Genomic DNA, 23,649 nt, shown 5'->3' on the forward strand with positions numbered 1-23,649 from the left:
CGAAACGGCGGACCAGGAAAACAAACCGACGCTTGAGCCGTTGCTGGCGCCAAGCGTCGGATGGAATGAATGACTTGTCTGAAGAGGTTACTTCATATCCGCCACAGTCGCGGTGGTCACGGTCAGTGTGGTCGCATCTTTGTCGGATGCGTTAAAGCGGAAGGTGACTTGGCTTTCTTCCGTCAGGGTCAGGCTGAGGTTATCGCCGTCGGCGGTAAGCGCGGCGGTTTCCCCCGGCGTCAGCGTCAGGCCTCCGCCGAAGTTGATGGCGGCCCAGTCCGCATCGGCGATTTTCAGGCCGTAGCTCCCCGCAGCCAGGGTCAGAGTGGCGACATAGTCGCCATTGCTGCTGAAGGTCAGGGGCGTATCAGTGCCCCAGCCGTTCATGTCGCCGCGTAGATACAGGGTGGTCGGGCCATACGGTGGAATCGCAGAGGGGTCTTTGTTGTCGTAATTCACCGGCAGGCCGGCGCCTTGCGACGCGCCCTGGGGTTTGACGAAGACGGCGCTGGTGAGGGCGGGGACGGTGAAGCTGTCGCCGCTGCTTGTAGCGCTCGCCGCCACAGGATCGGCGCCGGACGCCTGTGCATCGATCAACTGGAAACCGCTGGCGCTGGGAACAGTGATGGTCTGCTGCGCGCCAGTGGCGTTGATGATCGCCACGATAGCGTCATGAGTAGGTTCAAGGTCGGTCAGTCCGCTTCCATCGTCGATGGACATGGCGATCAGACCGGGAATCTGGCTTGAACCCACATTGTGGAAGTCCACGCGCGCTTTGATATCGGCGGCGCTTTCCAGGCGGAATAGCTTGCTGCCGCTGCGAATGCGCAGGAAGTCGCGGAATACGGCGGCGGCGTCGGTAATCTGAGCGGGTGACGTTTGCGCATTGGCGTTGGCGATAATGCTCTGGATCAACGGCCAGTTGGCGCCGTCTTTATCTTCTCTCGGCAGCCCGACATTCCAGTTGTTGTCGGCGTAGCTGAAGTCCACTTTATTGAACCAGTCGCCGGAGTCGTAACTATCGCGCTGCATGGACTTGGAGCGCAGGATTTCCGATCCCATGTGCAGGAAAGGCACGCCCTGGCTCAGCAGTGGAATGCTGAGGGCCAGCAATTGCATGCGCACGCGATCCTGGGCGCTGACGTCTGCGGCGATCTTGTACTGGTTGTTGTCCCACAAGGTCTGGTTGTCGTGCTTGGAAACGTAATTGATCGTGTCGGCCGGGTCTTTCGCATAGGCGGTGGGCTGGCCGTTGTAGTCCAGATTAGCGCCGACGTTGGTGGCGCCGGAGGCGTCCACCAGCACGAAGTCCGTCAGGTTGCCCGCCATGCCGACGCGAATATTATCGGTCAGGCCCAGTAGTGTGGCTTTTTCTGTATCAGAGCCGCTGTTGAACTCGTTGGGCAGGGTATACAGCCCGTTAGCGAAGCCCTGGTTGGCGCGCAGGCTGTCTGCGGAATCAAAGGGACCGCCGCCGCGAACCGCGTCGCGCAGGCGGTCGGTGAAGGTACCGATCTGGCTGCCGCTCATATTGAGCTGCGTGGCCTGGACGAAGCGAGCGTCGTTCTGCACTTCGCCGAAGTTCCAGCCTTCGCCGTAGAAGTAGACGTTGCTGCGCACCGCGCGCACTTTGACGAGGGCGGACTCGATGCCGGTTTTGGGATGGTGGCCCATCAGGTCGAAGCGGAACGAATCGATGTGATAGTCACGGGCCCACACCACCAGTGAATCCTCCATCAACTTTTGGAACATGGCGGCCTCGGTGGCGGTGTTGGAGCAACAGGTGGAGTTTTCCACCGCGCCGGATTCAGGATTCAGGCGCTGGTAATACCCGGGGACAATCTTGTCCAGCACGGATTTTTCAGCGGCGCCGGCGTCGTTGGTGTGGTTATACACCACATCCATGACCACATTCAGTCCCATATCATGCAGCGCCTTCACCATACGACGGAACTCCAGAATGCGCGAGGCGCCCTCCGGTTCATTGGCGTAACTGCCTTCCGGCGCGGTGTAGTGATAAGGGTCATAGCCCCAGTTGAAGCTGTCCAGCGCGCGCAGATCGTTCATCAGCGCCTGGGCGCAGCCGCTGGCGGGGTCGCAGCTTTCCAGCACGCTGCGCAAGGTGGCGGAATCCGTTACGGAGGCATCTCCGCACAGGGCGGCGGTGCTGCGGAGCGCGCAGAATTCGGCCTTGGTGCTGTCCAGATCAGCGCGGGCGCCCTGGCGTTCGTCAACCGTAGCGATATCGAACGCAGGCAGCAGGTGAAGATGGGTTAATCCCGCGTCTTTCAAGGCTTGCAGATGCGTCATGCTTTCCCGGCCAGGTTCGGTGTACGCCAGGAATTTACCGTTATAAGCGGCTGTGCCGTTGTTATCTGAGCCGCTGAAGTCGCGAATATGCGTTTCGTAGATGATGATGTCCTCCGGCGCTGCGACCGCATAGCCGGAGGCATTGGCGTCCGCATCCCAGCCCGCTGGCTGCAAAGCGGGATCGTTCAGGTCCGCTACTTGGCTGTAGACGCTGTTGGCGGACAGGCTGAGAGAATAGGGATCGGTGACGTCGAACGTTTCAACTCCGCGGGTCTGATGGTGATACACCTTCACTTCGTAGCGATAGTAACGGCCGTTGTCATTCTGGTCGCTGGCGAAAGTCCAGACGCCGCTGGCGCTGTCTTCCGCCATGACGTCGGCGGAAAGCAGGTTTTTATCTGCGTCATAACGTTTCAATTTCACGCTTTGCGCCGTCGGCGCCCAGAGTTTGTAGACGGTGGCTCCGGCAGTGACGGCCCCCAGTTGCGCGTCGGCGGCGGCTTCGGCATAGAGCGCATCCAACGCGCCTCGCGTTTGCACTTGCGTGGCGTTGCGTAACTCGCCGCCGGCGCTGAATTGCGCCACGACCAGCTGTTCTTTCAGCAGCGCTTTGACGTCGGCTGAGTCAGGCAAAGCCCAGGCGTTGTACGAGGCCAGATGCGGGAAACGGGCCTTGATCTCGTCAGAGAGAGCGGCCGAGGTCAGTTCAATGGCGTCGCCGCCGCTTAATTCGCCGGTGGTGGCGTTCACGGTGATCGCGGCGCTGGCGGAGTGATACAGACGCACGCTGCCGGAGCCGTTATAGGCGATGAGGTCGGCGTCCAGCCAGTGGGCTTTGGCCCCTTCCAACGATACGGGGGGACTGGTTAGCGGATCGGGATAAAGTACGCCTACGCCGCTGAAGGAGAAGGCGTCGCCGCCCAGAGTCGCTTTGGAGTAGGTATGATCCTGACCGCCGAGATCCTTGTCATCGCCTTTGTGCATAATCAGGTTGAATGACGACCAATTGGCGCTGTCGAAATCAATGACGTAATACGCGCCGTATTTGCTGCTGACGCCTGTGGCGGGGAGGGGTTTGGACCAGCTGGTTTCTCCGCCGCTGATGTATTCGCTGGAGCTGAAAGCAGCGCCGGAGGCGCTCCACAGATGCAGTCCCCAGCCATCGTAATTGTTGTCTTCGCGTTTGTAGTAAATAACGGCCTGAGAAGCGGTGGGCGTGTAGAGGCCGTCGTCGTCGCCAGTTCCATCGCCTTTATCGCCGCCCCCGTTGGAGCAGCCGAACAGGGCCAGTAGAGTCAACGCCAGCAAGACGCTGACGCCTTGCCTGCAGTTCCATGTAAAACAACGTTTCATAGAGGTACGCCTTTCTGATTATATTTGTTGTTGCTTTGAGTGCGTTCGGTGAGGCTATGCTAATGGCAACGCGCGCCCCTCACCAACCAGCCGCCCGAGCCGTAGATGTGCGATATTATATTTGTTAATCAATAGGTTACGTAGTTAATACGGACGGCGATCAAATCCAGAGCGCGAAATTCCCCCCTAAAATCCCCCCTGGAGGAGATGGCGCAGGCTTATCCTCCTTGCTGGCGGCGCAGGTCGGCGTAAAAAAGATGAAAATACGCCCCCGGGGTCATCCCCAGGAGCGCCGAGAGTCTAAGTTGGAGGGAGTGCGTCAGTTGATGGCGTAAGAGCCGTAGCGCATGCGCTTGGCCAGTGTGACAGTGGCTTTTTCCGGGCTCATGCCGGGATCGTGCAGAAACTCGTGCAGCACGGCGTAGAACTCTTCCTGCACCCGCGCAGTGGTGGCCATACCGTGGGCGATGCTGGGCAACAAACCGCCGTTTTTCTCCGCCGCCAGGAAGTCCGCGCGGCTCAGGCGGGCGCAATCGTCGAATTGATCGAGGCTGACGTCCCTGCGCGCAGGGATAGAGCCTTTTTTCAGGTTGAAAACATTTTGGAAAGTCTCGCTCATGACGGCGTCCGCCAGGTCCTGTTGCGCGGCTTGGGCGCTTTCAGATTTGAGTTGGAACATCACCAGCGTGTCGATGTTGTAGAGAAACTGGTTGGACGTGCCCGGCATGGGCGCGCAGACGAAATCTTTACCGGCTTTCTGGCCCGCTTTTTCAAACTCGCCCTTGGCCCAGTCGCCCATGAACTGGAATGCGGCCTGGCCATTGATGACCGCCTGGGTGGCGACGTTCCAATCTTGGCTCTTCAGGTCGGTCTTGAAATAAGGCTGCAAGCGGCGGAATTGCGCCAGCACTTTGGTCATGGTGTCGCTTTTGATGACGCCATAGTCGTTTTCTACAAAGGCCAGTCGGTAGAACTCTTCGCCGCCCACCGCCAGCGCGACGGACTCAAACACGGTGGCGTCCTGCCAGGATTGATCGCCATGAGCAATGACCGGATAGCCTTTGGCTTGAATCTTTTTCGCGGCGGTTTCGAATTCTTCCCAGGTAGTGGGAACGGGGACGCCAACGTCATCGAGAATGCGTTTGTTGATCCACATCCAGTTGACCCGGTGCACGTTCACTGGCGTGGAGACGTAATGGCCGCGAAACTTCGCGACGTCCGCTATCACGGGGGGAAGCTTTTCATCCCAGTTTTGCTTCTGCGCCAATTCATCCAGATTCTGTAGAAAACCCAATCTGGCCCAGCGTTCGATATCCGGGCCCTTGACCATGGCGGAGGCAGGCGGCTCGCCCTGAATCACGCGTTTTTTCAGTTCGGCGTTGGCGCTCTCGCCGCCGCCGCCCGGCACCACAAAGTCGCGCCAGGTATGTCCGCTTTTTTTCACCAGATCCTTCAGCACGTCGATGGCGGCGGCCTCTCCTCCGGAGGTCCAGTAATGCAGCACCTCGACTTCGCCGGCCGTTGCGGCCTGACTCTGCCAGCATAGCGCCAATGAGAGAAGGATCGTTTTCTTATTCATGGGTTTTCTCCTCGTGCGAACTTAAACTGCAGTTCAATTGAGCCACGCTGCGGGTTTCTTAATCGTTTAACGTGCAGCGCCCGCATTCAAGCGGGCCCTGGCGCTTTACCCCTCCCGCCTCCCTGCATTCCGGACAAACTGCAAGTCTGCAATTCGGGCCGGCGTCCTTACCCGCCGCCGACGCTCCAACAGGAAAAGAGTCGGTCCGGTCAGGTCTGCGCGCTTGCTGCGGCTACCTTCCCACGCTAAAGGGGAAATGGGTAAAAGACTTACGGCTTTTGGGGAATTTCATTCGGGAAAGTAATCTGCAGGCGGCCAGTGAACGGTCCATACTGTAAAACGCCGGCAATGGGCGGCGACTCTCTCCATTAAGGCGGCAAAGGTAATGAAAAGCGGCGGCAATGCAATCGGAAAATGCGAACGGGCCGCCTGAATGTGACAGACAGCCCGGGTTTCTGTTTTTTCTTACAGGATAGGAAGTTAGATCAGGTTGTGTTGTTGCAGGAAGCTATCCGCTGTCGTGACCTCGGCGAAGAAACCGATAACGCTGGCGAGCATGGCCTTTTGCACTTGCTCCGCCGGGACGCTTTCTCCGTCAAGAATAAGGTCGCGGGTGGCGGTGGCGTCGCCGATCAGGGTGACGCCGTAGCCATGCTCAGCCGCGGCGCGCACCGTGGTGTTGACGCACATGTGAGTCATCATGCCGACGATTACCAGATGCTTGACGCCCTGCTTCTCTAAGAGTTGATCCAGTTCAGTTCGAAGGAAGCTGCTGGGGTAGTTTTTCACGACGACGGTTTCATCCGCTTCTGGCGTGACGGAGGCGTGAATCTTTTGTCCTTCCGTGCCGGGAAGAAAAAAGCCGCGGTCGCCAACCATTTCGTGCTGGACGTGGATCACCGGCAAGCCGGCGCGGCGAAATCCGTGTAACACGCTGGCGGCTTTCGCTGCGGCCTGTTCGGATTGATGCAGCGCCATGGCGCCGCCAGGGAAGTAGTCGTTCTGGATGTCGATCAACAGCAATGCCGTATTGGGTAGGCTAGTCGCGGGTAGGTTGGTCGCAGTCATATTCGTTTCCTTTCATCTTCATTTAGGGTTCAGGTAGCCTGCGCCGCCGGATTACTGATGGGGATTCGGCTGGCTGATCAGGTTGAGGACTATCTTAGGGACTGGGCGCGGGGTATGCTGATGTCGTAAACGACAAATGCGGGGTGGATTACGACATGGCGCAAACCCAATCAGGCATCAAACGTTACGAGGTGGGCGTGCTGCTTTATCCCACCTCCATGCAGTCGGCGGTGTTTGGACTGAAAGACTTGTTATCCGTGGCGGAAGAATATCGACGTCAGGCGGCGTCGCCGCATTGGCCTGAGTTGCAGATCAGTTTCTGGCGCACGGGAGAGGACGCCAGCCAGCCGGGGTTGGCCTCCCGTCCTTTGCATGAAGCGTTGCAGGCGGCGCCGGATGTGCTGATTGTACCGCCCTGCTTTGACGCTCTGGCGGTGGACTGGCGCCAACCGGCGCTGACGACCGGATTGCAGGCGTTGCATGAGCAGGGAACCATCATGACCTCCGCCTGCGCAGGCAGCTTCGCGCTGGCGGGGGCTGGTTTACTGGATGGCCGCAAAGCGACCACCCATTGGCGGCTGGCGAAGGATTTTCAGGCGATGTTTCCATTGGTGGAACTGGTGGAGGACGAACTGCTGGTGGATCAGGGCGACATTGTCACCGCGGGCGGCGTCAGCGCCTGGATGGATTTGGGCCTGCGTATGATTCAACGGGTGACGTCCGCTTCCCTGACTATGAATCTGGGCAAGTTCTTTCTGGTGGATACCGGCCCTCGCCGCCAGCAGTATTATCAATTGTTCGCCCCGGATTTCTCGCACGGCGATGGCGCGGTGCGCAAATTACAGTTGTGGCTGCAGGAGCACATGGCGGAGGAGGTCGCCCTCGAAGACATGGCCGCCGTGGCCCGCGTCGGCGAGCGCACTCTGCAACGACGTTTTCGCAAAACCCTGGGGATGTCGCCGCTGCAGTACGTGCAGCAACTGCGCATCCAGCGCGCCAGAGAGCTGCTGGAAACCAGCGTAACCCCCGTGGAGCGCATCATCTGGGATGTCGGCTACGAAGACCCCAGTTCCTTTCGTAAACTATTTAAACTCGCCACCGGCCTGACCATGACGGAGTATCGCGCGCGCTTTCAGCCTGTCTGAATAAATCCAGTTGCTATAGTTGTATCTGGTAACAGTTGTATCTTGAGACATACAGACTACTGAAGGTGAGGCTATGCGAAAGAACCTTCCCGTCACGATGAAAGAGATCAAACTGGCGCCGGAGCAAAGCTGGTGTCCGCCACGGACCTGAAAGGCGTCATCACCCATTGTAATGATGTGTTTGCGTCGATCAGCGGATACACCAGAGAGGAGCTGATCGGCAAGCCCCACAATCTGATCCGTCACCCGGATATGCCGCCTGCGGCGTTCAAGGTGATCTGGGAGTGTCTGCAAGCGGGCAAACCCTGGATGGGGCTGGTGAAAAACCGGGCCAAGAGCGGCGATTATTACTGGGTGTACGCTTACGTTACTCCGGTGGCGGAGCAGTAGGCGCAGGCGGCGGAGGAAGTTAACCGGCAGGTGGTGAATATCTCCGACCTGGCGGAAGCGAGCTCCAGCGCGGCGGGGGATTCCACCGCCAGCATCGAACAACTGCGGGGCGTGGCCGCTAACCTGTATGAACTGGTGACCCGTTTTAAGAACTAGGGTTTTGCGCCTGCTCCGATAACTGCAACAAACCAAGCTGGGCCTGCTGGGTGAAGTGGCAGAAGGAGAAAAACTGCTCCGGGGACGGGCGGGTGCGACAGTCTGCGTTATCGGCGTAAATCAGTCCGACAATGCGCGGACCTACGCGCAACGGCGTGAACATGCTGGGCGTACGTCCGATCAGGCGGTCGAAGTCCGGCCCCCGCAGAATTCGCCAGGCGGGATCGTCCGCATTGGTGAAACAGCCGCTTTGCAACCCTTTCGCCATGGCCGCGAGCAGGCTGTCGGATTCCAGATTGACGCAGAAGTTTTCTTTCCAGTGGTCCGTATGCGGCCCCAGCACTTTCTTCGGAACCAGTTGCTTCTGGCTGCGGTCGGTCATCAGCAGCGCCACGCGGGTCAGGCCGACGGCGCGGTGCAGGCCTTCCACCACCGTCATCAGTATCAAGTTGATGTCGGGCTTTTCCGTCAGCATCACTGACAGGTCGCGCAAAATCTGCAACTGCAACGCCGGGTCTGCGGGTTGCGGCGGCGTTTGTTCGCCAGCGTAGCGGGCGTTATGGCCGGGGATATGATTGACGATCTGCTTCATGCCGATAGCGGCGGCGATTTTGGCCGCTTCCTGAGCATTGGTTTTCAGACGCTGTTCCAGGTTGTCCGGCTGCTCGTTCAACTGCGAGGCGACATGGTTGATGGACTGTCGTAGCGTGGGCGAATTCCAGCCCTGTTCGGCTTCTTCCACCAGCCCGACGATGCTGCGGATCAGCGTCACCATCTGGTTGTCCGCTTTGCCGCCGCTGACCACCGCCTGCAGCAGCGGACCCAGCTTCCAGCAGTCCACCAGGCCGCGAGTGATGGCGGGGAAGGTGGCGCCGAGAACCTGTTTCTGGGCGGTGACCGGCTCTTCACGCACCAATAGCTCGTCAAGGGCTTCCGCCTGAGGCGTGCGGCAGGACCAGAACGCCAGTTCGCCGATATTGCTAAGCAACGCGGCGATAAAAATCTCTTCACTGCGCGAGGGCGTAAACTTGCCCAGCAGACGCTTGGCCTGCACCGCTGCATGCAGCGCCCGGGCCAGACTTTTCTGTAAGTGAATGCGGGGAGATTTGCTCAGTAGCGCGTCGATCACCAGAGAGGAAACCGCGATGGAGCGAACGGTTTCGAATCCCAGCAGCATAATGGAGCGACTGATGGTGCTCACCGGCTGACAGGATGGATTGTAAAAGGCGGTGTTGGATTGCCGGATGACTTGCGAAGTCAGGTCGGCGTCTTTCAAAACGACGTCCGCCAGCTGCTGTACGGAACAGTCGCCGGTAGCGGTGAGCTCGTTGATTTCCCGCATCGTTTCAGAAAGTACGGGCAATTCGACTCGGCTCAGAAAGTCGACCCAGGCTTGGCAATTTTTGGCGATCATTAAAGGTCCCCCTGTCGCTCAGTATGACCGGCGCAACAGGGGAATTCCGTAACGGTTTTGCAATCAGACTTGTATGGAAGGTGTGAACTCTGTGCAGATTTGCGTTTATTAGTGACTAAATGTTGCGCAGATCCGCCAGCATTTCATCCATGAACGGGGTCTTATAGCCAAGCCCCCTGGCGCGGCGACTGTCTAGGCTGACATCGCGGGGACGCTTGGCGGGCATGATGACATCCCTTTGTTTTTGTTCCTGAACCAGGTCTTCATCAAGTTCAAACGTGCGCGCCAGCGCCTTGAGAAAGTGATGGCGGGAGACGGTTTCAATACCGCCCAGGTGCAGGGTCAGACCCTGCTGCATCTGGAAAAAACGCACGATGCCCTGAGCGGCGGTGGCGTAATCCACGGCGGAGCGATATTCGTCGACAAAGCCGGTCAGTGGCTCGCCCTGTCGCAGGCGCTCCAACCATTGGGTCACGCCGCTTGGCTTGAGCAGACCCAGACCGAACATCCAGGGCAGGCGCACGATAGTGGCGAGAGGGTGCAGTTCGCGGACGGATTCCTCCGCCAGCGCTTTGTGTTCGCCATAGCGGTTGATGGGGTTCACGGGATCGCTTTCCCGGTACACGCCCTGGCGGCCGTCGAACACCAGATCGGTGGAGGTGAACAACAGCGGTATATTCCTCTCAGCGCATAAGGCGGCCAGCAGACGCGTCGTTTCCACATTCACCTGCAGGGAGCGCTCCGGTTGCTGCTGGCAGGTATTGGGGTCGGACAAGGCGGCGGCGTGAATCACCGCATCTGGCGTCAGGTTTCGAAACATGGCTTGCGTCAGCTCTGTGTCGCAGAGATCCTGCCGCACTCGAAACGGCGCGAGATCTTCTGGCAGCGCCAGATGATGGCTTTGCGCCAGCACTTCGTAATCCTGGGCCAGCGCCCGGCAAATATGCGCGCCTAAAAAACCGCTGGCGCCGGTGACCAGTACTCTGGGCTTTTTGGTTTCGGTGGATAAAAATTGCATGGAAGTCCCTTACTGGTTTGGCCTGAGCCTGTTAACGGCAAGTCTGCCATTTAAGGCGGTTGTGATACAATCGGCGGTTTGTTTGCGGCCTTTGGATATTTTTATTTTCCCTTGGGATTACGGAGGTTATTGATGAAAGTCGGCGCGTATCGTTCGGAAGCGATGTTGATAGTCGCGGCGGCGATCTGGGGATTCGCCTTTGTCGCCCAGGTGGCGGGCATGGAGCATGTGGGGCCCTTTACTTTCAACGCCGCCCGTTTTGTGCTTGGCGGCCTGTCATTGATTCCTCTGCTTATCATTTTGCCGCGCTTGCAACGGGTGGCGCCGGTCAAACCCAAGGCCAGAGGTTTATTTTGGGGAAGCTGTCTGGCGGGCTTCTTTCTGTTCGCCGGCGCCTCGCTGCAACAGGTGGGGCTGCAGTACACCACCGCCGGTAAGGCGGGTTTCATCACCGGGCTGTATATCATCCTGGTGCCACTGATCGCGTTATGCTGGGGACAGCGCGCCGAAGCCAAAATATGGTTTGGCGCCGTGTTATGCGTCATGGGTCTGTTCTATCTCAGCGTGCGCGAAGACTTTACCGTCTCCTATGGCGACTCTCTGCAACTGATCGGCGCGGGGTTCTGGGCGGGACATGTGTTGATGATCGGCTGGCTGTCTCCCCGTTTTAATCCACTGCATATTTCCATCTTGCAGTTCCTGGTCTGCGGCGTGGTGAGCTGGATGGTGGCGTTCGCTATCGAAACGCCTACCTGGGATGGGTTGTGGGGCGCTTCCTGGTCAATCGCCTACGCGGGCTTCATGTCCGTGGGAATCGCCTATACTTTGCAAGTGATCGGCCAGCAGCATGCGCCGGCGACCCGGGTCGCCATCATCATCAGCCTGGAGACGGTTTTTGCGGTGCTGGGCGGATGGCTGATGCTGCAGGAAGTCCTGGACGAAAAAGCCATTTACGGCTGTGGTCTTATGCTGGCCGGCATGATAGTTTCGCAGCTGAATTTCAATCGTGGCCGCACCCGTGAGCGAGAGCTGCTGGATTCCGGCGCAGCCGGGTCCTGAGCGTGCTCTTCAGCCTGAACACAACGCTTTCAGCAGTCTGTTGGAGTATGTAAGACAGCTGTTGGACTACGAAGACGCCTGTTGGGCTATGCAAGTCCGTCAACTACTGTAAAATACGGGGCCCTTTTTGATGTACTCCTTAGTAAGGTGATTAAGCCGGGATGCTGGATACTTCCATCGCAATAGAAACGCCGGAAGGCGTGGACTTCGATCTCACCCCCGCCGGGCCGCTTTCTCGCGCGCTGGCGTACATGGCCGACTTCTTCATCCGGCTTGGGGTTGTCCTGGCCTGTATGATTGTCCTGTCTATCCTTGGCGAAGCCGGTTACGGCATAGGACTGATTATTTACTTTGTGCTGGAGTGGTTTTACCCGGTGCTGTTTGAGGTGTACCGGGGGGCGACGCCGGGCAAGAAGTGGATGAACCTTATCGTCGTACACGATGACGGCGCTCCTATTACCTTTTCTTCCTCATTGCTGCGCAACCTTCTGCGCGCGGCGGACATCCTGCCGGTGTTTTACGCGCTGGGGCTGGTGTCCATGATGTGCAACAAACAATTCAAGCGTTTGGGCGATATCGCCGCCGGCACGGTCGTGGTCAGAGCGCGTCGCGCGGAGGCGTTGACGGCGCTGGCGGAACCGGGCGTGCGGGCGCCGAGCGTCCCCCTCAAGCCGGATGAACAGAAGGCCATTGTGCAGTTTGCGCAACGCGCTGGCGTATTGTCCCAGGCGCGCCGCCAGGAACTGGCCAATATTCTGGAACCGTTGCATCACGAAAAAGATGAAGTGGCGGTCGTTAATCTCAACCAGATGGCGAATTATCTATTGGGCAAGACGCCTGGTCCGGAATCGGCGCAGGAGCCTTCCGAGCCGAAACCGTCATCATCGATCGCGCAACCACCTGAGGAGCGGCAGTGAAGCAGGACGTATTTGAGCGCCAACAGCAGCGTTTTTGGAGCGAGTACGCAGAGTTACTGCAGACGCTGGAGAAAGGCGACACTACCGGCTACCGTAATTTCGCCAGTTCCTACCGGCGCCTGTGTCAGCACTTGTCCGTCGCCCGTCATCGCAGTTACTCGCCGCATCTGATTTCTTATCTGAACGATATGATGCTGCGTGGGCATCAGATGCTGTATCGCCGTCCCAGTCACTTCTGGCTGAGTTTCCTGGGGTTCATCCGCTACGACTTTCCCCAGGCGGTGCGAGCCAATCAGCAGTACGTCTGGTTGGCCAGCGCCTTACTGTATCTGCCTTTCATCTTGCTGATCATCGCGATTAAGTTGCAGCCTGATCTGGTGAACCTGATTCTTGATCCCCACGATGTCGCTTCCTACGAGGCGATGTACGACCCCTCTTCGGAGCGCTTGGGACGTCAGCGGGAGGCCTCCACTGACGTGCAGATGTTCGGGTTTTACATCTACAACAATATCGGCATTGCTTTCCGCACTTTCGCCACGGGCGTTCTCTACACGCTGGGCAGTCTTTTCTTTCTGATATACAACGGCATACATATGGGCGCGGTGGCCGGGCACTTGACGGAAATCGGATACACCGAGCCGTTCTGGACCTTCGTTATCGCCCATGGCGCCTTTGAGTTGACGGCCATCGTATTCTCTGGCGCGGCGGGCATTAAGCTGGGCTTCTCGTTACTGTCCCCCGGCAACCTCTCCCGTATGGAGTCCCTGAAACGTTCGGCGAAGGCGTGTACGCCCATTCTGTTCGGCATGGTGGGAATGTTACTGATCGCCGCCTTTATAGAGGCCTTCTGGTCCTCGGATCACACCATGCCGGCGGTGGTGAAGTATTCCGTTGGCGCAGTAATGTGGGCGCTGGTGACCTGTTATTTTGTATTTAGCGGGAGGGTGCGTGAATCCCGCTAATATCAATTTCCGCTTGCGCCCCCGGGACCACTATGAAGCTGTGGATCTGGGTTGTCAGTTTGTGCGTCGCTGGTGGGTGCAGCTGTACGCCGTTTGGTTGTTGACGATGGCGCCAGTCGTGGCGCTATGTCTGCTGCTGATCGACGACATCAATTATGTCAGCGTCGCCGTGTGGTGGGTGAAGCCCTTGTTCGAACGCGGGCAACTGTATTTTCTGAGCCGCGCGGTATTCGGCGCGCCGCCCACAATAAAGGAAACCTTACGGCAAACGCCGAAACTGATGTTTCTGCAATGTTTCTCCACGCTGACCTGGCGGCGTTTCAGTCCGACCCGTTCCTTTGATTTGCCTGTCATCCAGTTGGAAGGCTTAAAAGGCAAGAGTCGGCAGCAGCGTATGACAGTGCTGCACCGTGATAATGCCGCGTCCGTCAGTTTCTGGGTCACCATCGTCGGCGTGCATCTGGAGAATTTTCTGATGCTTGCGGCGGTGGGGCTGGTTGTGATGTTTGTCCCTCAAGGCGTACAGCTTGAATGGGAGACCTTCTTTGATGCGGCGCCGCTGTTCATCGTTTGTTACTTTGTCGGCATGGCGCTGGTGGGACCTATATACGCCGCCAGCGGCTTCGCCCTGTACCTGAATCGTCGCATCATGTTGGAAGGCTGGGACCTGGAGCTGATCTTCCGTCAATTGGGGCAGCGCCTGGAAGAGCGTCAAGGGACGTTTCCTTCCGGAGAGGGCGGCGCTGCGCGTCGGGTGACTCAGGCGATGTGTCTGCTCCTGGCGTTAGGCGCCTTGGCCCTCCCGCCCTCTGGCTCCGTTCGCGCGGAGACGGCGACTGAGCAGGCTGAGGCGGAAGACAGTCAAAGCTGGGACGCCGGGAGGTCTGCTTTGACGCCGGACAAGGCGAAAGAGGATATCGAAAAGATCCTGAATGGACCGGACTTCCGCAATATCGTCAAGAAAAAAGCGCCCAGGTTCTTGAAAGAGTGGGAGGATCGCCAGGAAGAAAAGCGCGACAAGCAGCTGGATGATTTCAAAAACTCTGACTTTTCCTTTGGCGAATACTTCGCGGAGATCTTCACGCTGTTGATCTGGGCGACGCTGATTGGCCTGATTTTATACCTGCTGTATCGCTATCGGGACTCTATTCTGGCTTTATCCTGGATGCCGCGCATCGAGCGCAAGGAGAAAGCCAAACCGACGCATGTGTTTGATCTTGATATCCGTGAGGAATCCTTGCCGCCGCAGCTGTCCGACGAGGCCTGGGCGCTGTGGGAGCAAGGGCGACATCGGGACGCTTTGGGGCTGTTATATCGGGGCGGTCTGTCCCGTTTGGTGCATCGCCACGGATTACGTTTGAATCGCGGCGCCACTGAGGGAGACTGCGTAGCTATGGTGAAACGACGCCAGGGCGGTGCGCTCAGTGAATATTTCGCCAGCTTGACCGGGGTATGGCAGCACCTGGCTTACGCTCACGAACTGCCGACCCCCGAACGCTTTCAGGAGCTGTGCCGGGGCTGGAGCACGGTTTTTGATGTAGAGCGGGAGGGAGGCGAACATGCAGCGCAGTAATTCTTTCGTCGCTATCGCTGCCGCCGTCTCGGTTCTGGTGCTGGTGTTATTGGGCGTTTATTGGTACCAGGGATTGGAGTGGGTTGAGTACGAACGTGATCTGGGGCCGAAGGAGAAAGCCCGGCGGGAGCCGTTTATGGCGGCTCAGCTGTTCATTGAAAAACGCGGTTACAAGCTGGAGAGCAACCCCAGCTTTCGTGATTTCGACGCTCCTGATTTTGCGCTGAAAATGTCCACGGAAGACGCCATAGTGCTGGTGGATGCATACGGGTCGCTGTCACAAAAGCGGGCGCAAACCCTGCTGGAGTGGGTGGAGCGCGGCGGCCATCTGATGGTGACGGCGAAGAACCCCTATCTTAAGGGGATGGAGAAAATTCAGGACCCGATTTTCCAGGAATTTGGAGTGGAAGTGGAGCGCAATGGCAAGGGCGACTTCGACGAAGAGCTGTGGGGCGCTATCAGCACCATTGGCGGCTATGTCGGCATCACGCAAAAGGATCTGTGCCCCATGCTGTACCCCCAGGCGGAATTCTCGTTTGAGGGGGATGAAAACACCATTGGCGTGCATTTTCTCTCCAACGACACGCTCTATGGCGATGACGATTACCTTTATTCATCGGTAGGGCGGGACGGCGCTACGCGCATGTTGCAGTATGAATATGGCGACGGCATGGTGACTTACCTGGCCAGTCTGGATATGTGGAAGAACTTCGCTATCGGCTGCCAGGATCACGCTTACATGCTGTGGCAAATGGCGCCAGGGGAGAGCGGCGTTATGCATTTTTACTACAACCGGGACTTCCCCAGCCTGTGGTCCGTACTCTGGCGCCACTTCTATGCGGCGATCGCGGTAGGAGCGCTGACGCTGTTTTTATGGTTGTGGCGCCGGGGCATGCGTTTTGGTCCTTTGCGCGACGAGGAGCCGGGAACACAGCGCCAGATTCTTGAGCACATCGCCGCCAGCGCCCGCTTTCTGTGGCGTATGGATAAAGGGCAGGCTCTGGTGGAAAGCGTCAGAGCGGAAGTCTGGCAGGCGATATCAAAACGGTTGCAGCACATTACGCGACTGGAGCAATCCGTTCAGATCGCCCAGCTGGCCAAGCATTTTCAAATGAATGAACAAGCGGTGGAAGCGGCCCTGTTTGGCCCGATACACCATGATCCGGTAAGTTTTGTCAATATTATTCGAGCCTTGAAGCGAATAAAGGATAAGTTATGAGTGAAGCCCACATCGAAGAATCCCAACTGCAATCCATCAGCCAGCAACTGCAGACGCTGAAGTCTGAGCTGGAAAAGGCGATAGTGGGGCAATCCGACATTATCGAACATACCCTGATCGCTTTGGTGGCCGGCGGTCACGTACTGATCGAAGGCGTTCCCGGCCTGGGCAAGACGCTATTGGTGCGGGCGTTGGCGAAAACCTTCCAGGGCAAGTTCGGACGTATTCAGTTCACGCCTGACCTGATGCCCAGCGACGTGACCGGCCACTCCATGTATCACATGGAGACGCAGAGCTTCAAAATCCGCAAAGGACCCGCGTTCACCAACTTGCTGCTGGCCGACGAGATTAACCGCGCGCCAGCGAAAACCCAGGCGGCGTTGTTGGAAGTGATGCAGGAATATCAGGTCACTATCGATGGCGCGTCTTTCCCGGTGCCTACGCCTTTTATGGTGCTGGCGACCCAAAACCCGATCGAGCAGGAAGGCACCTATCCGCTGCCGGAAGCGGAGCTGGATCGGTTCATCATGAAGCTGCTGATCGAATTCCCCAGCGCGGAGAACGAAGCCTCTATCGTACGTCAGGTCAATGACAGCCGCGGCGCCAAAGTGGATTATCTGTCCCGGGTCAGCGCGCTGACCTCACCGGAAGAAGTCGGCGCCTGGCAGGCGGCGGCCTGGCGAATTCTGGCGGATGACGCGGTGGTGGACTACGCAGTGCGCATTACCCGAGCCACTCGTGAATGGCCGGGCGTCGCTCGCGGCGCCGGTCCGCGCGGCAGCATCAACCTGATCCGCGCAGCGAAGGCGCGGGCGCTGATGGAAGGGCGTCCCTATATCCTGCCTGATGACGTTAAACTTCTGGCTCCGGCAGTGCTGCGCCATCGATTGCTGCTGTCCGCGGACATGGAAATTGAAGGCGTCAGCGTCGATAAACTCCTCGCCGGCATGCTGGAAGAGATTGAGGCCCCTCGTAAATGAGACGTAGAGGGGTGCAACCCAGTTCGCAGTTGCTCTACTGCGGGCTCGCCGTCACGCTCGCTCTGCTGTGTTGGCAGGGCTATGAGCTGTGGACGGGCGACGGCGATTGGTTGCCGGCGCCTGGCAATGAGGTCGGCGAAGGCTTTTTCTATGTGCTGATGGGGCTCGCTACAGTGGCTGTGCTGCTGCTGGCGGCGGATCTGTTTGTGTCCTGGCGTTTGCCATCGGCGCAGATTCATCGCGAAGTGCGCCACAATCTGGCGTTGGACCAGTGGATTCCCGTTAAACTCACTATTACTCATGACTTTCCTTACGCGGCCACGCTGGAAGTGCACGACCATATTCCGGTAGATTGCGAGTCCGAGGGGCTGCCTTTGGTTGTGCCAATGGAGCCGGGTCTTCGCACGACTGTGGAGTATCGACTGCGGCCTCGCCGCCGCGGCCCCTTGGAGTTAACCCGGGCGGAAGTCCGTGTGCGCTCGGTGGCGGGTTTCTGGCTGTTGCGTCAGACCCATGCCGTGGAAACCTCCGCCAAGGTGTTTCCTGACTTCGCTTCTATCGAAGGCTATCAATTGTTGGCCACAGACAATCACACCAGCCAGATGGGTATCCGCCGCAAGCCGCGCCGCGGCGAGGGCATGGATTTCCATCAGCTGCGGGAGTACCGGCAGGGAGATTCGCAGCGGCAGGTAGACTGGAAGGCGACCTCACGCCGCCAGAAACTGATTTCCCGGGAGTATCAGGACGAGCGCGATCAGCAGGTCATCCTGTTGTTGGACGGCGGTCGTCGGATGCTGACGCAGGATGGCGTGAGTACGCACTTTGATCATTGCCTTAACTGTTTGCTGATGCTTTCTTACGTCGCCTTACGACAGGGAGACGCGGTGGGCATGATGAGTTTCGGCGCTTCCGTAAAGCATGCTTCTCCGATTAAGGGCGCTACTAACATCAACCGTCTGATCAACCACTTCTACGACTTTTATCCAGATAAATCCGCGCCGGATTATCTGGAAGCGGCCCGCGAGCTGATGCAACGGTATCGCAAGCGTTCCCTGGTGGTGCTCACCACCAACCTGAGGGAAGAGGACAGCGACGACATCATCAACGCCTGTCGCCTGCTGCAAAAGCGTCACTTGGTGCTGGTGGCGAATCTGCGTGAGGAAACCCTGGATCGGACGCTTGCGGAGGACGTGCGCAATTTCGATCAGGCGGTGGTTTACGCCGGTGTGGTGGACTATCTGCGCCAGCGGGACAAACTACAGGAAAAGCTGCGCGCACAAGGGCTGTTCTTTGTGGATTGCGCCCCCAGCAAGCTCACTGCCCAGGTTATCAACAGTTACTTCTCCATCAAGCGGGCGGGCTACCTCTAACCCCGCTACGCGCCTCAGGGCGGGCTCTGCTATGCTTGCATCTGTCCAGGCATTTATTAACGTGGTGATGATATTAGTATGTTAATGGCGTGTTAATAAATAGGTGCAAGGATGCGCCTGCGCGGCGGCTAGCCGCGGGAGGCAGGGCCTGACATGTACAGGCCCTGCCGTTGCAGACAAATAGAAGGAAGCTATTTGTCTGCCTGATTAATAATAGGAGCCTGTCCCGTGTCCAATCCCAATCCCTACCAATCGCCGTCCTCAGAAGTGATGGATGAATCCAATTCGCATGGCGCATTGGGTCCGCCGCAAAGTATGCCCGCCAGCTGTGGCTGGAGCTGGATTGCGGAGGGTTTCGCGATATTTCGCGCCGGCCCAGGGCCCTGGATGGGCATGATGATCGTGTATTTCCTGATCATGCTTGTGGTGGGGATTTTGCCTTTTATCTCCATCGTTCTGGTGAGCATTCTGGCCCCGTTGCTGATGGCGGGATTTATGATCGCCAGTCGCCGAGGCGCTACGACTGGACGTATTGAGTTCGCGGATATGTTCGCGGCGGTGCAGGAAAAGTCGACGCCGTTGATTCTGCTGGGCCTTATCATTCTGGGATTCAGCACAGTGATAATGATCATATGCGGCGTTTTGTTCTTCTCATCCGTAGCGGACTCCATGGACGCGGCGCAGTTCGGCGGCGCGCCGGACGCCAAGTTCCTGCTGGCGATTCTGATCTATCTGGGATTATTAATTCCGCTGATGATGGGCGCCTGGTTCGCACCGGCGCTGATCATATTTCACGACCTGGGCCCCTGGGATGCGTTCACTACGAGTTTCAAAGGCTGTCTGGTGAATATCATTCCGTTTCTGCTGTACGGAATCATCTCTTTCATACTCATGATTCCGGCGATGATTCCCTTAGGCCTGGGAATGCTGGTGCTGGGACCGACGCTGATCGGCTCGATCTACGCCGCCTACAAGGGTATTTTTCTGGTTACTGAGCCATAGCGAACGGGTTTTGCAGGCCTATGGCCTGATGCTGCGCAATAGCGCCAGCAGATCCGGCGCCAGTTGCGCATAGCTGGCCAACAGACCGGCGGCGTCCAGGGCGTCGGCTTTGCTGGCCAGCACATTCTCCTGTACCTGATCCACCAATCGATGCAGATAGCGCTCGCCACGCAGACGGTTTACTGCGATTTCCGATACCGGCGCCAGCAGCGGCGCGATGGCGATGGCGGCCACCACACCGGCGGCGGCTCCGCTCCAGGTCACCCAGGCGGGGGCGCCGGCCCATTGCACCCAGAGCGCGCCCCACCAGGATTGCTGCGCCAGATACAGGCTGCTCGCCATAGCGCTGCCGGTGGCTATGGCGCTGCCAAAAGTCGCCTGTCCCCCGAGACTTTTCCCCAGCGCGCCGATCAGCAGAAACACCAGTAGATCGCGTCCGCCTTCCCGGGGGCCGCTCAGAGACTGCATACGCTGACTTAAAAACGACTGAATCTCATGCTGGTGGTGCTGCATATGCGGCTGACGCATCAGCTCACCGCATTCCTGCAGCTCAGGAATATGGCGCTCCATCAAGCGTTGGATCTGGTTTTGCAAAGCGGGCAGTTGCAGCAGTTCTTCCGTGATGATGCGCAACATCGCCTGCTCCTTACCCGACAACTCCGTCTGCGCCGCCGCTTTATTGCGGCGAATCAACTTGCCGGCGACGCGGACCAGGCCCCGCGGCAGGCTCATTAAATCCGCCGGGATGTCGCGGCGATGGGTCCAGTGGCGTCGCAGGATGGCCTTGGTGGAAGACATATGCTCCGCGTATACCTGAGGAACGCGGGCGTGCGCTGCAGTGAAATGGCGCAGGAGCGTTTGTTCAATGTCCTGCTCAAGCTGGTCTGTGGCGATAGCGTCTGACACGGTGAGGGCGCTGCTCAAAGTAAATGGTTAATGCGCTCCCGATTTTACCCTATCGCGCCGCAATCCGGCATACCGCTTTGTTTTCCCCTACAGCCTCACGTTGGTCAGCCAGATGTACTGGTAGGGACGCAGGATAATCTGGCCTACCCGATCCTCGAACGCCTGCTCGGAAATCAAATCGAACCACTGATCGGTGGAGATCAGATTCAGCTCCGCCAAATTAATCGTCTGCGGCTGGTCTGAAACGTTATGAATGGCGAAGATGCTTTGCATGCGATCCTGGCTTTGACGCCAGAACGAGAACAGCGCGTCGCCGGTGTGCAGGGTGTATTGGGTGGCGTTGGGATGGAAGGCTTTTTGGCGTCGCCGGATGGCGATCAGCTTTTGCATGGCGGCGAATACTTTCGGATGGTGGCCCTCTCCCTGCAGCGCGGCGTACAAATCCTCCGCCCGCCAGATATGGCGGTTAATAGAGCGGAACTGACCGGTGTGCTCCACCCGCTCGTAGTCATTCTCCGTTCCGATCAGGCTGTGAATATAAAACGCGGGAACGCCCTCCAGCGCCAGCATGATGGCGTGGGCGCAGAGGTAACGGGCGAAGCCTAAATGATCGGGGCCATGCTGCACGGTGCCGCTGAGCGCATTCCACAAACTGATATTGATCTCATAAAACTTAGGCTGGCCATCGGGGCCGGTGCGGGCGCTGGCTTTGCCGCCGAATTTCTGCATGGTGGACACCAGCGCATCCAGCTCCCACTCGCTGAGCAAACCCTCGGTCGGGCGCAGCCCTACGCCGTCATGGGAAGCGATGAAGTTCAGGTAAGTGGTTCCCTGTTGCGCCGGCGGCATGCTCATCAGCCACTTCTTTAGGTACTCGCAACTGCCAGTGACCAGGCTGTTGATCAGTAATGGCGGCAAGGAGAAGTTGTAGATCAGGTGCGCTTCGTTGGCGTTGCCGAAATAGGTCAGGTTTTCGTGGTTGGGAATATTGGTCTCGGTAATGATGACTGCGTCATGGGCGCGGTGCTCGATCAGCAGGCGCAACAGGCGGATCATCTCATGGGTTTCCGGCAGGTTGATGCAGGAGGTCCCGGGAACTTTCCAGAGAAACGCCACCGCATCCAGCCGGAACCAGCGCACGCCTTTGTCCAGATACAGGCGCAGTATGCGCAAAAACTCCAGCAACACCTGCGGATTGCGGAAATTCAGGTCGATCTGATCATGACTGAAGGTGCACCAGACATGGCGAACGCCGTCAGCCGTGGCGACTTCCCGCAGTAGCGGCGAGGTGCGCGGCCGCACTACCTGGGTTAAATCCGTATCGGGGGCGGCCTCCACAAAGTAATTGGCGCCGGGCGTCTGTCCCGCTTTGTAGTTCTCGAACCAGAGAGAACGGCTGGAGCAATGGTTGATGACCAGATCTCCCATCACCTTGAATTCACGGGTGAAGGCGGCGATATCCTCCCAGTCGCCAAGGGCGGGATTCACGGTGGTGTAATCCATCACGCTGAAGCCGTCGTCGGAGCTATAGGGAAAGAAGGGGAGAATATGCACGGTGCTGATGCATTGCCGTAGCTGGCTGCGCAGGAACTCATGCAGGCTATGGAGCGGTGGTTCGCTTTCGCCGCGCAGACTGTCGCCGTAGGTGATGAGTACGGTGTCCTCTTGCGACCAGGGATTGCGGTGAGGCTGCGGAGGCGGCGCATCGGGCTGAACTCCGAATGTGTCGAGACAGTCTCTGGCGAAGTTGAGGGCATTGACGTCCGGATACAGCGTTTTGATGTGCTCCATCAGACGCTGCTCTAATTGAGTGAGCGAGGTGGGCTCCATTATTCTGCAGTACTCCTGGTCAGAAAGAGGTTCATCCGTATGGCGACACATACAGCATAGTCTGTGACTGGAGGGTTCGGGCGTCTCCGCGGCGACGCCGCGAAACCTCAGCGGACTTTACTGGGCGGCGTACTCCCGCATGTCGGCGTCCACGGCGTCATAAAGTTGAGTCATGACCCCGGGAAACGCGCTGATGACCCGATTCCAGGACGGAATAAAAGGCGCTTCCATCGGGTGTTCGAGGAAGTACTCGCCCGCTTTCATAATGTTCTTGGCGAACAGCTCCACGGCTTGCTCCTCATGATGGACGTCCAGCGCCAGACCGTTGATTTCCGCGTCATTGCGATAGGTTTCCACAAAATCCAGCGCAATGCGGAAATAGCAGGCCTTGATGGTGCGGAAGGTTTCCTGGTTGAAGACGATGCCCTGGGTGGCCAGTTTGCGGAACAGGGCTTTGGTGATGTCGATGGACATTTTCGACAGCCCGGTGTCGTCGTTGTCCGCGGACAGGTCCTGATGCTTGTGGTCATAAACGTCGGCGATATCCACCTGACACAAACGGTTGGTGGAGTAGTTACGCTTCATCTCGCTCAGGACGCCGATCTCCAGGCCCCAATCGCTGGGGATGCGAATGTCGTTGATCACGTCTTTGCGAAACGAGAATTCGCCGGCCAGAGGGTAGCGGTAACTGTCCAGATAGTCGAGGAAATCCAGGTGGCCGAGCACTTTTTTCAGCGCCCGCAACAGCGGCGTCACCAGCAGGCGGCTTACGCGGCCGTTGATTTTGCCATTGGCCACGCGGGCGTAATAGCCTTTGCAGAATTCATAGTTGAAATTGGGATTGGCCACGGGATAAATCAGGCGCGCCAGGAGTTCGCGGTCATAGGTGACAATGTCGCAGTCATGCAGGGCGACGGATTCGCAGGCCCCGGAGGCCAGCACGTAGCCGAGACAGAACCACACATTGCGGCCCTTGCCCGGTTCCCGCGGCGACAGCGACTCCTGTTTTAGCTCCGCGTCGATGGCGCGTAGACGGGGGCCGTCGTTCCATAGAACCCGATGGCGTTGCGGCAGTGCGGAGAAGAAATGCAGAGCTTCCCGGTACTGCCCCTCATCCGCCCGATCCAGACCAATGATGATTTCCTCCAGATAAGGCACTTTGCATAAGTGTTCCAGAATGCGCGGCATGGCTTCGCCCTGCAGCTCTGAATACAGGCAGGGTAGCACCAGCGCCAAAGGCCGGCGTTGAGAAAAGGCGACCAGCTCCTGCTCAATATCCTCCAGTGGACGACGGGACAGGTTGTGCAGGGTGGTTACGATGCCGTTTTGATAAAAATCGCCCATGCTTGATCCTCTTTATTGTCGGCGTGCGTCTCCTGAAAGTAGCCGGAACGCCGC

Annotated in this window: 19 protein-coding genes; 11 read left to right on the forward strand and 8 right to left on the reverse strand. The window is 58.2% G+C overall.

Annotated features, from left to right (window positions below; translation table 11 throughout):
• Positions 1 to 87: 87 nt before the first annotated feature.
• The 3 genes from pulA to AC2IBB_RS03025 all read right to left on the reverse strand — a co-directional run bounded on the left by pulA (position 88) and on the right by AC2IBB_RS03025 (position 6,310).
• Positions 88 to 3,663, reverse strand: a complete 3,576-nt coding sequence (gene pulA, locus AC2IBB_RS03015; RefSeq protein WP_486331433.1) for a pullulanase-type alpha-1,6-glucosidase — start codon at positions 3,661 to 3,663, stop codon at positions 88 to 90.
• Positions 3,664 to 3,982: 319 nt separating this feature from the next.
• Complete coding sequence (locus AC2IBB_RS03020) at positions 3,983 to 5,242, reverse strand: ABC transporter substrate-binding protein (protein ID WP_486331434.1); 1,260 nt, start codon at positions 5,240 to 5,242, stop codon at positions 3,983 to 3,985.
• A 480-nt stretch (positions 5,243 to 5,722) separates the two neighbouring features.
• Complete coding sequence (locus tag AC2IBB_RS03025; RefSeq protein ID WP_486331435.1) at positions 5,723 to 6,310, reverse strand: cysteine hydrolase family protein; 588 nt, start codon at positions 6,308 to 6,310, stop codon at positions 5,723 to 5,725.
• Between the two features lie 155 nt (positions 6,311 to 6,465).
• Here AC2IBB_RS03025 and AC2IBB_RS03030 point away from each other — a divergent pair, with 155 nt between their 5' ends.
• From AC2IBB_RS03030 to AC2IBB_RS03040, 3 genes are all read left to right on the forward strand, one after another.
• Positions 6,466 to 7,455 (forward strand): GlxA family transcriptional regulator, encoded by a 990-nt coding sequence (locus AC2IBB_RS03030; protein WP_486331436.1) that lies wholly within the window; start codon positions 6,466 to 6,468, stop codon positions 7,453 to 7,455.
• Positions 7,456 to 7,587: 132 nt separating this feature from the next.
• On the forward strand, positions 7,588 to 7,845 hold the full coding sequence (locus tag AC2IBB_RS03035; RefSeq protein WP_486331437.1) for a PAS domain-containing protein: 258 nt from the start codon (positions 7,588 to 7,590) through the stop codon (positions 7,843 to 7,845).
• 30 nt (positions 7,846 to 7,875) lie between these two features.
• Complete coding sequence (locus AC2IBB_RS03040) at positions 7,876 to 8,001, forward strand: hypothetical protein (RefSeq protein ID WP_486331438.1); 126 nt, start codon at positions 7,876 to 7,878, stop codon at positions 7,999 to 8,001.
• On the opposite strand, the gene AC2IBB_RS03045 is transcribed toward AC2IBB_RS03040, so the two are convergent.
• Both AC2IBB_RS03045 and AC2IBB_RS03050 read right to left on the reverse strand, forming a co-directional pair.
• Positions 7,991 to 9,415, reverse strand: a complete 1,425-nt coding sequence (locus tag AC2IBB_RS03045; RefSeq protein ID WP_486331439.1) for an HDOD domain-containing protein — start codon at positions 9,413 to 9,415, stop codon at positions 7,991 to 7,993. The two genes, AC2IBB_RS03040 and AC2IBB_RS03045, sit on opposite strands and share 11 nt — an antisense overlap.
• Before the next feature lie 115 nt (positions 9,416 to 9,530).
• Complete coding sequence (locus tag AC2IBB_RS03050) at positions 9,531 to 10,433, reverse strand: SDR family oxidoreductase (protein ID WP_486331440.1); 903 nt, start codon at positions 10,431 to 10,433, stop codon at positions 9,531 to 9,533.
• A gap of 132 nt (positions 10,434 to 10,565) precedes the next feature.
• Here AC2IBB_RS03050 and AC2IBB_RS03055 point away from each other — a divergent pair, with 132 nt between their 5' ends.
• From AC2IBB_RS03055 to AC2IBB_RS03090, 8 genes are all read left to right on the forward strand, one after another.
• Entirely contained in the window at positions 10,566 to 11,492 is a 927-nt protein-coding gene (locus AC2IBB_RS03055; protein WP_486331441.1) for a DMT family transporter, read from the forward strand.
• Between the two features lie 161 nt (positions 11,493 to 11,653).
• Positions 11,654 to 12,409: an RDD family protein gene (locus tag AC2IBB_RS03060; protein ID WP_486331442.1), complete on the forward strand. Its 756-nt coding sequence runs from the start codon at positions 11,654 to 11,656 to the stop codon at positions 12,407 to 12,409.
• Positions 12,406 to 13,371: a stage II sporulation protein M gene (locus AC2IBB_RS03065; protein WP_486331443.1), complete on the forward strand. Its 966-nt coding sequence runs from the start codon at positions 12,406 to 12,408 to the stop codon at positions 13,369 to 13,371. Before AC2IBB_RS03060 ends, AC2IBB_RS03065 begins: the two co-directional genes overlap by 4 nt.
• Positions 13,358 to 14,944, forward strand: coding sequence for a DUF4129 domain-containing protein (locus AC2IBB_RS03070; protein WP_486331444.1), 1,587 nt, complete (start codon positions 13,358 to 13,360; stop codon positions 14,942 to 14,944). The genes AC2IBB_RS03065 and AC2IBB_RS03070 overlap by 14 nt, the downstream gene beginning before the upstream one ends.
• Positions 14,931 to 16,163, forward strand: coding sequence for a DUF4350 domain-containing protein (locus tag AC2IBB_RS03075; RefSeq protein ID WP_486331445.1), 1,233 nt, complete (start codon positions 14,931 to 14,933; stop codon positions 16,161 to 16,163). Before AC2IBB_RS03070 ends, AC2IBB_RS03075 begins: the two co-directional genes overlap by 14 nt.
• Positions 16,160 to 17,143, forward strand: coding sequence for an AAA family ATPase (locus AC2IBB_RS03080; RefSeq protein WP_486331446.1), 984 nt, complete (start codon positions 16,160 to 16,162; stop codon positions 17,141 to 17,143). Before AC2IBB_RS03075 ends, AC2IBB_RS03080 begins: the two co-directional genes overlap by 4 nt.
• A complete protein-coding gene (locus AC2IBB_RS03085; protein ID WP_486331447.1) occupies positions 17,140 to 18,513 on the forward strand; it encodes a DUF58 domain-containing protein in 1,374 nt (457 codons plus the stop codon). The genes AC2IBB_RS03080 and AC2IBB_RS03085 overlap by 4 nt, the downstream gene beginning before the upstream one ends.
• A 228-nt stretch (positions 18,514 to 18,741) precedes the next feature.
• Complete coding sequence (locus AC2IBB_RS03090) at positions 18,742 to 19,515, forward strand: BPSS1780 family membrane protein (RefSeq protein ID WP_486331448.1); 774 nt, start codon at positions 18,742 to 18,744, stop codon at positions 19,513 to 19,515.
• Between the two features lie 18 nt (positions 19,516 to 19,533).
• On the opposite strand, the gene AC2IBB_RS03095 is transcribed toward AC2IBB_RS03090, so the two are convergent.
• The 3 genes from AC2IBB_RS03095 to AC2IBB_RS03105 all read right to left on the reverse strand — a co-directional run bounded on the left by AC2IBB_RS03095 (position 19,534) and on the right by AC2IBB_RS03105 (position 23,595).
• Complete coding sequence (locus AC2IBB_RS03095; RefSeq protein ID WP_486331449.1) at positions 19,534 to 20,421, reverse strand: hypothetical protein; 888 nt, start codon at positions 20,419 to 20,421, stop codon at positions 19,534 to 19,536.
• Between the two features lie 87 nt (positions 20,422 to 20,508).
• Entirely contained in the window at positions 20,509 to 22,251 is a 1,743-nt protein-coding gene (locus AC2IBB_RS03100) for a sugar phosphorylase (protein WP_486331450.1), read from the reverse strand.
• A gap of 117 nt (positions 22,252 to 22,368) precedes the next feature.
• Positions 22,369 to 23,595: a glycosyltransferase family protein gene (locus AC2IBB_RS03105; RefSeq protein WP_486331451.1), complete on the reverse strand. Its 1,227-nt coding sequence runs from the start codon at positions 23,593 to 23,595 to the stop codon at positions 22,369 to 22,371.
• Between the last annotated feature and the right edge of the window lie 54 nt (positions 23,596 to 23,649).

It is taken from the genome of Hahella sp. NS-SX17, assembly GCF_057367735.1.

Excerpts from the sequence above, each read along its gene's own strand:
- AC2IBB_RS03085 (WP_486331447.1), top strand. The coding sequence starts at position 17,140 with ATGAGACGTAGAGGGGTGCAACCCAGTTCGCAGTTGCTCTACTGCGGG.
- pulA (WP_486331433.1), bottom strand. The coding sequence starts at position 3,663 with ATGAAACGTTGTTTTACATGGAACTGCAGGCAAGGCGTCAGCGTCTTG.
- AC2IBB_RS03045 (WP_486331439.1), bottom strand. The coding sequence starts at position 9,415 with ATGATCGCCAAAAATTGCCAAGCCTGGGTCGACTTTCTGAGCCGAGTC.
- AC2IBB_RS03020 (WP_486331434.1), bottom strand. The coding sequence starts at position 5,242 with ATGAATAAGAAAACGATCCTTCTCTCATTGGCGCTATGCTGGCAGAGT.
- AC2IBB_RS03075 (WP_486331445.1), top strand. The coding sequence starts at position 14,931 with ATGCAGCGCAGTAATTCTTTCGTCGCTATCGCTGCCGCCGTCTCGGTT.
- AC2IBB_RS03060 (WP_486331442.1), top strand. The coding sequence starts at position 11,654 with ATGCTGGATACTTCCATCGCAATAGAAACGCCGGAAGGCGTGGACTTC.
- AC2IBB_RS03030 (WP_486331436.1), top strand. The coding sequence starts at position 6,466 with ATGGCGCAAACCCAATCAGGCATCAAACGTTACGAGGTGGGCGTGCTG.
- AC2IBB_RS03105 (WP_486331451.1), bottom strand. The coding sequence starts at position 23,595 with ATGGGCGATTTTTATCAAAACGGCATCGTAACCACCCTGCACAACCTG.
- AC2IBB_RS03080 (WP_486331446.1), top strand. The coding sequence starts at position 16,160 with ATGAGTGAAGCCCACATCGAAGAATCCCAACTGCAATCCATCAGCCAG.
- AC2IBB_RS03055 (WP_486331441.1), top strand. The coding sequence starts at position 10,566 with ATGAAAGTCGGCGCGTATCGTTCGGAAGCGATGTTGATAGTCGCGGCG.
- AC2IBB_RS03100 (WP_486331450.1), bottom strand. The coding sequence starts at position 22,251 with ATGGAGCCCACCTCGCTCACTCAATTAGAGCAGCGTCTGATGGAGCAC.
- AC2IBB_RS03025 (WP_486331435.1), bottom strand. The coding sequence starts at position 6,310 with ATGACTGCGACCAACCTACCCGCGACTAGCCTACCCAATACGGCATTG.
- AC2IBB_RS03050 (WP_486331440.1), bottom strand. The coding sequence starts at position 10,433 with ATGCAATTTTTATCCACCGAAACCAAAAAGCCCAGAGTACTGGTCACC.